The 8,347-nt window shown below is 46.5% G+C and carries 2 protein-coding genes; both read left to right on the forward strand.

Going from position 1 to position 8,347, the window contains the following annotated elements; translation table 11 throughout:
- The first annotated feature begins 4 nt into the window (after positions 1-4).
- Positions 5-2,287 (forward strand): PorP/SprF family type IX secretion system membrane protein, encoded by a 2,283-nt coding sequence (locus tag IS446_RS01670; protein ID WP_203057801.1) that lies wholly within the window; start codon positions 5-7, stop codon positions 2,285-2,287.
- 51 nt (positions 2,288-2,338) lie between these two features.
- Positions 2,339-8,347, forward strand: a 6,009-nt coding sequence (locus tag IS446_RS01675) for a DUF11 domain-containing protein (RefSeq protein ID WP_203057803.1), incomplete at its 3' end; no start/stop codon positions are given.

Below are 8,347 nucleotides of genomic sequence, written 5' to 3' on the forward strand. Positions count from 1 at the left end.
GCTAATGATCAGAAACTGGAGTTACATATTGATCCTTATGTTGTTCGGAACCTTGGCCTACGCCCAGGAAGAGGTTCCCGTGGCATCGATCGATATCCCTGCCCAGAACATGCTTAAGTTTAACCGCTTCCTGATCAACCCTACCTTCTCTACCGTAAATGAAGATAAATCGTATCTCAACCTATACCACCGCAACCAGTGGATCAAGTTCGACGATAACTACCAGACCTATCTGGGGAGTTATTCCGGACGTATTGGCGATCGCATGGGGGTTGGACTCAGCGTTTACCATCAGAAGTTTGCCACGATAGCCAACTTCGGAGTAATGGCTAACTATGCCTATGGTGTAAAACTTGCCGAAAAAAGCAATCTTACCTTCGGATTCAACCTTTCGTATTACGATAGCGGTATTGACCAAAGTGATGTGAATTCGGTACAACCCGATGATCCGCGCTTACAGGAACTTGATGGGAATTCCCTTTTGAGCTTCCAGCCGGGAATCAACCTTTCACTGGGAAGCTTCGACGTTGGGGTGTATGCAGAGAACCTCTTTGACTACAACCTGAAATCAGGAAGCTCGCTTACAGACTTTGATGAAAAGACCTATACCGGTCACCTCATGTATACCAATCGGTTTAAAAGTACCAATGGCCTCATGGAAAACGGTAGGTTTAGTGTATTGACCCGTGCCCGAAGCATTGCGGGAGACGATGTGAATCTTTCCGGAAGCCTTATCCTTGACCTGCCTAAACTGGGTTGGGTACAAACCGGATACGACGATTTCTACGGAATTGCTGCCGGACTCGGTTTTAATCTTACCGACAGGATCTCTATTGGTTATTCTATTGAAAAAGGACTGGACGACCAGGTGTCTAATTTCGGGGTTACCCACGAAGTGAACTTCGCATACTCGTTTACACCAACCCTTACAGAAAACCGTGTTTTCGAGGATTTCGAAGACCAAGACCAATTGGTATATTCTAAAGAGGAGAATGAAGAGGCTATTGGAGACAAGGATGCTGAGATCGCCAGGTTGAAAACGCTGGTAGAAGAAAATAATCTGATCATTGAAGAAATGATGTTCCGTCAGGATTCTATGGAAGCAGCGCGGAAAAAGGATATCAATAAGCGATTCGCTTATATGCAGAAGTTTGTTAAAGACTATGCCAACCGTGATAATCAGGCCGAGTTCCAGGAACAGCTCAAGCAGTTCAAAAAAGACCTGGATGAGGGCGTTGTCTTTACCGAGCCCACCATAGATACCACTCGGTATGCTAAGGCGGCCCCTGCTATTGCAGCACCTGTTTCTTATGCGATGAAACCGGTTAGTGAGTCGAACAACAACTCGAAGGAAAAAACCTACAGTTCATCTAAAGATGAGGTAAACAAACAGGAATCAGTTGTTACTTCGGTAAAGAAGACAGTGGTGCCAACTACAGATGATCAGTCTGCAGATGCTATTTCCGATAAGAATAAGGCTGTGGTTAAAAATTATAAGAACATAGATCCTATTGACCGTTCGAGGCCGGTACTAACTTCAACATCAACAGCTGAGGTAGTAGGTGCTTCCAAAGGATATTACCTGATCGTTGCTGCTTTCAGAAAGCCGTCAAATTTGAAGCGATTTATTTCCAAGCTTGAAGACCGGGGAATTGAAGCCTCTTACTTCACGAAGAACGGATTGAACTACGTGTATTTGAATCGTTACAATTCGCTTGCGGAGGCTAAAGAAGCCTATGCCACGAATATGGATGGCGTTTATCATGGTAAATCATGGGTGCTTAGTGTGCGGAAGGACAGCAATACTGCTCCAAAGGGAACCTTGCTCGCACAGAATGAAAGCAAGAAATCGACTAACATGCCGGTTATTGCCCAGGCAGAAGGTAAGCAAGATAACTATAAGCAATACATAGATCGCGACAGGGCAATACTTTCAGAATGTACCGATAGGTATGTTCAAAACTTGATCCGTCCTTTTATGAAACCGGAAGATCGCAAAGTATTGTATGCAGAGAACCGTATGCCGGAGACGAAGAAGCCACAAGGCATGAAGCGCTACTATATTGTGGCCAATGTTTATGAAAATGAAGGTTACGCCAACAGGTTTGTAGACTCATTGAAAAAACGCGGAATAGAAGCAAACATTTACATCAACCCAAGAAATAAATATAAGTATGTTTACCTGCAAAAGTGCGATTCGTGGCAGCAGGCCATGAGCTCGTACCGATCGGATGTCAACCAAACCTACTCGGACGACATCTGGATCATGCCGGTAGGAAGTTCATAGAGCTGCTAAAATTTCCCCCAAGTTTTTAGCGCCGCCCCAAAAAAGAACACTATGAAGAAAAACTACGCCAACTTAACCAATGCGTTACTCGTTGCTTGCATTATTTTTGCAGGCACTTTCGCGTTTAAGGTAACCCCTCAAATGCTTAGCCAAGAGCAACGCTCCTACCTAACGGGTCTTTCCGACGCCGTTGTCACTGAATTCAAAGAGATCTCTAATGAGGTTGCTGCGATCGGTAAATCTATAGAAGCTATTCCGGAACTCTTTACAGGAGTAGCAGCCAAGCCGTTTGCCAATGAGGTGAAACTGGTCAAAGAGGTCAATAATGCCGGAGGGGGAACCCTGCTCGGGGATGCCGATCCGGGACAAAACCTAATTTATACCCTTCGGTATGAAAATAGGGATGCCGGTCCTATCAACAATTATCAGATCGTAGATACCATTCCTGTCGGAGTTAACTATTTGGGGGATAATTCGGGCAATAGTACTTACGATCCTGCCACACGTGTATTGACCATTGATGTAGGGAACCTTGGCGGGGGCGCACAAGGAGCCATTAACATTAATGTACAGGTTAGTGAAGATCGCGGATTTTTCAGAGATCCATGTAGTTCAGCCATTAGTAATCAGGCGTATGGGGTGTACAACGGACTCGAAGAGCCGAGCTTCCTGAGTTTTTCTGACCCGAATCCTAATCCTGCGGTATTTTTCGTTTCTGCATCTGAGCTGAATTATACCTACACCGAAGCACTCTGTGGTACAGGAGCCGATATCTCTGCTACGCCCGGTTTCGATTCGTATATCTGGACCCTTAACGGGGCCTTTGTGGGTAATACACAAACCATAACAGCGACAGAGGCAGGAACCTACGTTGTTGAAAAAACTACAACTTGTCTTGGGAGAACCATTACATACACAGAAACGCTTAACCTCTATGATGTAAACGGGATTGCCAATCCAATCCTGAATTATGCCAATGATATAGGAACCTGTCCTAATAATGGAGATCAAATTCCTAACTTGTTGCTTTGTGGTGGAGAAACCAGCCGATTGTTGAATGTTGGGTTTACTTCGACTGCATCAAGTATTACCTGGAAGAAATTAAACTCGGCATGTACGGCCATTGATAATTGTGCCAACACTTCACCTGCCTGCTGGACGTCTGCCGATATTGTTGGATCCGGCGAAGATTTTACAGTTTCGGAAGCCGGAAGTTATCGTGTTGAGGTTATTTTTGAAGGTACCGGGGGCGCTATATGCCAAAAATTCTATTACTTTAACGTTTACCTAGGCCAGCTTAATGCCTCGGTTTCAGCTACCAGTTATTCGCCCGCTTCCTTGGGTACCATAACGATAGATGCCGGAGGTGTTGGACCTGAATATACCTATGCTATTGATGGTCCTGATGGTTATGACTATACTTTTGGTCCGACTACAGAGAACTCGCATACCTTCGAATACCTGATTTCAGGAGATTATGTAGTGACCGTTACTGCAGATAGCGGGTGTTCGTATACTGAGAACATTACCATTGTAGATAACAATACGCTTTATCTCGAGGCCAGCCTGTTCAACATCAAAAATTGTAATAGTGCAAGGATCCAGGTACAAAGAGGTGGGGGAGAACCTCCCTACCAATTCGCGATCTGGAGTGTGAATGGTGTTCCGAGATACGACTCCTTCCAGGATATTCCCGATTCTGTTTTCTCGAATGAGGAAAGTGAAAGTACCGGAGGTAGCCAGTCGCGTATCTTCGAATTCTTGCTGGAAGAAGAAGGGGACTATGTGTTCGTCATGCGTGACTTTAATGGCAATTATGCTGTATCTAATGTAGAGAATATTGGTCTTGATCCTGATTATCGCTTTGATGTGGAAACCCAGGATGTATTGTGTCATGGAGGAACCGATGGGGCAGTATCCCTAACCTTTTTCTCTAATAATGTAAAAGAGGTATTTACCGAACTATACGACGCCGACACCTATGTTTACGGAGGTACCAATACACCATTATATACTGGAAATGCCAGTGGTACCTATCCTAACCTTGATGCCGGAGATTATATCATCGAGGTGACCATGACCCTCAGGAAGGGAAATAAGACCTGTACCTTTACACGTCCGTTCACGATTAACGAACCAGGCGCTCCTTTAGAAGGATATGCAGGGGTACTTACCGATGTTTCCTGTATTACGAATATAGGAGCTTCTGAAGTAAAGATCTCGAATGTAAGCGGAGGAACACCTCCTTACCGTTTTATCATTAACGGAGTAGAGCAAACCAGCAACATTGGATACCTGGAAAATGACGGTTATGTTACCGTTATAGATGCTAACGGATGTAGCTTCGATATGTTTGTCGATGTAAATGCGGCTACCGAGATCCCAACAGTTGACTACGACCTAACCTATAATTGTGATGGAACAGGAAATGTTGCCCTTATTCCAACAATTGCCGATCCCAACCTGGTATACCTCTACGAATACAGTATGAATGGAGGTTTTCCGGTTACAGACAGTTTGTTCACCAACTTATCGCCGGGTAATTACAACTTCAGGATCTATTACGAGAATGCTACTCCCGACAATCCGACACCCGGATTACTATTGGTAGAAGACTTTGGGACAGGTGAAAATACAAGTCTGGATGAGATCAACCCTATTTACGACTATGAGTCTCAAGTTCAAGGGCAAGATCCACCCCAAGGGGATGATGATGCCAACCTTGATGATGGGGAGTATGTGGTAACCTCTAACCTGCAGTTTTGCTGTGGATGGCAATGGTATTCACCATCGGACGCGGATGGTGATCCTAACGGACGTTACCTCGCTGTTAACATTGGTGATGTTGTAGGAGCCGGAGGGGTGATCTACGAAAAACTGATCACAGATCTCTCAAGCGGTTCGGAGATCGAAGTAGAGATTAGTCTGGCAAATTTATTAACGGCGAGTTCTACCGAATGCGACCCTAACCTGATCATCGAATTACTGGATGTTACCGGACAGGTAGTAGATTCTAAACCTACGGGTGCCATTGAAAATAATGAGCAGTGGAACGATGTGTCCCTTACCCTTAATTCAGGCGGGAATAATCGTCTGCGTTTTAGAATACGAACCAATTCTACGTGTACACAGGGTAATGATATTGCTATTGATAACCTGAGAGTGTTCCAGGCTCCTGAGATCTGTACCGCAGCCATCGATGTACCGGTTGTGGTTCAGGATAACGAGGAGTTTAGTGGTGAGATCATCGCTCAGTCTGATCTGAGTTGTGCCAATATGGCTACTCCTGATGGATCTGTGACTTTTGCTGTGTACAACTTTGATCCTGCCGTAGGCTATGAATACAGCGTCAATGGCGCACCTTGGATCGCTACGACCGAGAGCCAGGTAACGGTTTCCGGACTACCATTAGGGAATGTATCTGTAGATGTGCGTATTGCAGGAGATCCTTCTTGTGATTTCACCATGGATGCTGCAGCTCCTATCGAGCAGCCACCCCTGCTCGAGCTGGATTACGATATTACCAAACAGATCACCTGTGACGCTTCGAATCCCGGAGGTGCTGTTAACCTTACAGCAACAGGTGGTACGCCACCCTATGAATACGGGATCGATGACGGCAGTGGTGCCGGTATCATTTATGGCGCTAATAGCTTATTTAACGGACTTATTGCCGGAAGTTATGAGTTCTGGGTACGCGATGCCAATGGTTGTGAGATCAATATCGGCACTCCGGTTGTGCTCGACCCGGTTCAGGATATTCTCTTTGACCTTACGCCAACCGTTTGTTACGACGGCACCAACGGAGAGATCGTTGTAAATGTTACCCAGGGGAATGGAGACTACCAGTTCAGCCTGAACGGTACGGCCTGGTTTAGTCCTGATGCTGCCACTCCAGCAACATATACCTTCACCGCTCTTAGCCCCGGTTCTTACACGGTTTATGTGAGAGATGGTTCTAATTGTGAGGCTACGGCTACAACCGCTATTGCGCCGCAGATCGCCCTTGCAGTAACATCGCAATCTAATGTAGATTGTATTGGAACTGCAACAGGATCGGCAGTATTAACCGTAACCGATTTTGTTGGTTCTTATACGTATACAGTAAATGGAGGAACTTTAGGTACTCAAAGCGGAAGCACCATCACCCTGGATGCTCTGGCAGCCGGTTCTTATACAGTAGAGGTTACCGATGCTAATGGTTGTTTTGCAACCAATACCATTGTGATCGATGCTCCTGCAGCTGCACTGACCACTACGCACGATGTAACCCCACTTACCTGTACGGCAGAGGCTTCAGTAACCATTACCGCCACAGGCGGATGGGGCAGCTACCAGTACCAGCTTACACAACCTGATGGTTCGGTAGTTGGTCCGCAATCGTCTGATATTTTTGGCGGACTTACCCAGGTTGGAACTTATTCGTATATCGTGATCGATGCGAACGGCTGTGATATTACCGACACCTTCGATATCGTTGACCCGGTACCACCAACGGCAACACTTGCTCCTGTTACCGATCTGTGTTATGATCCTGCAACGGGAATGAGTCTTGAGGTGAATGTAAGCGGGGGAGAAGCTCCTTTTGTATACAGCCTCAATGGCGGACCAAACCAGAACAGCAATGTATTTAACAACCTGACTCCTGGAAGCTATACCGTAGTGGTAACCGATGCTTTTGGATGTACAGCGACTACGAATACTATAGATGTAGCTCCTCAGTTAACAGCTTCGGCCCTTTTAATTAAAGAGCTGGATTGTAGCGCCTCTCCGGATGGTGTTATCGAAGTGACCATTAACGGAGGTACAGAAGTATTTGAATATGAAGTGAGCACCGATGGTGGAGCTACCTACACTGCTCCTGCGGTATTGGGTGCAGGTGTAACCACCATTACCTACACAGCGCCTGCTGCCGGAACCTATGATTTCCGTATTACCGACGCATTAGGATGTATCACGACCACTTCGGTAACGGTAGATCCGATCTCTAATCCTGTTGCTGCAGCTACTCCTACCGATGTGAGCTGTGCCGGACTTAGTGACGGTATTGCAACCATCACGGTAGATCCTGCCTTTGGAGCTGCGCCTTATGAGATCAGTTTTGACGGTGGAGCCTTCAGCAGTCAGACCACTTATACCGGTCTTGCTGCAGGAACCTATAATTACACGGTAAGAGACAGCAAAGGATGTCTGTTCAACGATACCGTAACCATCGGTGAGCCTGTAGCGCTTACTGCCGTTACGGCGATCACCCAGGATTTTGGTTGCGGACAAACCGGAACCATCGAGGTACAAGGTGTAAGCGGTGGAACCGCTCCTTACCAGTACAGTATCGACGGGGTGAACTTTGGAGCGAGCAATGTCTTTGCCGGATTAACAGACGGCACGTATACCTTAACGGTACGCGATGCGAACGGATGTACGCTTGACCTTCCTGAAACCATTGCACCCCTTGACCCTGTAACCGACCTTGATTTTAGTGTTACCGACATTACCTGTGCGGCGACCACAGCAGCGGTTACGGTAACCGCTACCGGAGGGAATGGGGTTCTGACCTATGAGATCATTGCTCCAGCTGCGGTAAACAACGGAACCAACAACGTATTTAGCGGACTGGCTCCCGATACGTATACCTTTAGAGTTACCGACGAGGATGGATGTTCTTACGAAGAAAACCTTACCATCAATCCGATCACTCCGGTAGCGGTTGCCGGATCCCTGGTAAGTGATGTTACCTGTTTATCCGGAGCCGACGGGGAACTGTCGTTCACCGTATCGAACTTCAGTACTTACGATTATACCGTAACCAATACCTCAGGAACCGTTGTTGCAAACGGTACCGGGGAAAGCACAGCTACGATCAACGTTGGCGGATTGCCGGCTGATGATTATACCATCGCAGTAACCGATAACACAAATAGTTGTACGGCTACCGATGCGGTAACCATTAATGAGCCAACCGCTCTTACCATATCCCTGAATGTAAGTCCGCTTACCTGTAACACCGGAGGACGTGTAGAAGTAACTGCCGGTGGTGGTTGGGGTAGCTATGAATACCAG

This window comes from Robertkochia sediminum, from assembly GCF_016786255.1.
GTDB lineage: Bacteria > Bacteroidota > Bacteroidia > Flavobacteriales > Flavobacteriaceae > Robertkochia > Robertkochia sediminum.

Excerpts from the sequence above, each read along its gene's own strand:
- IS446_RS01670 (WP_203057801.1), top strand. The coding sequence starts at position 5 with ATGATCAGAAACTGGAGTTACATATTGATCCTTATGTTGTTCGGAACC.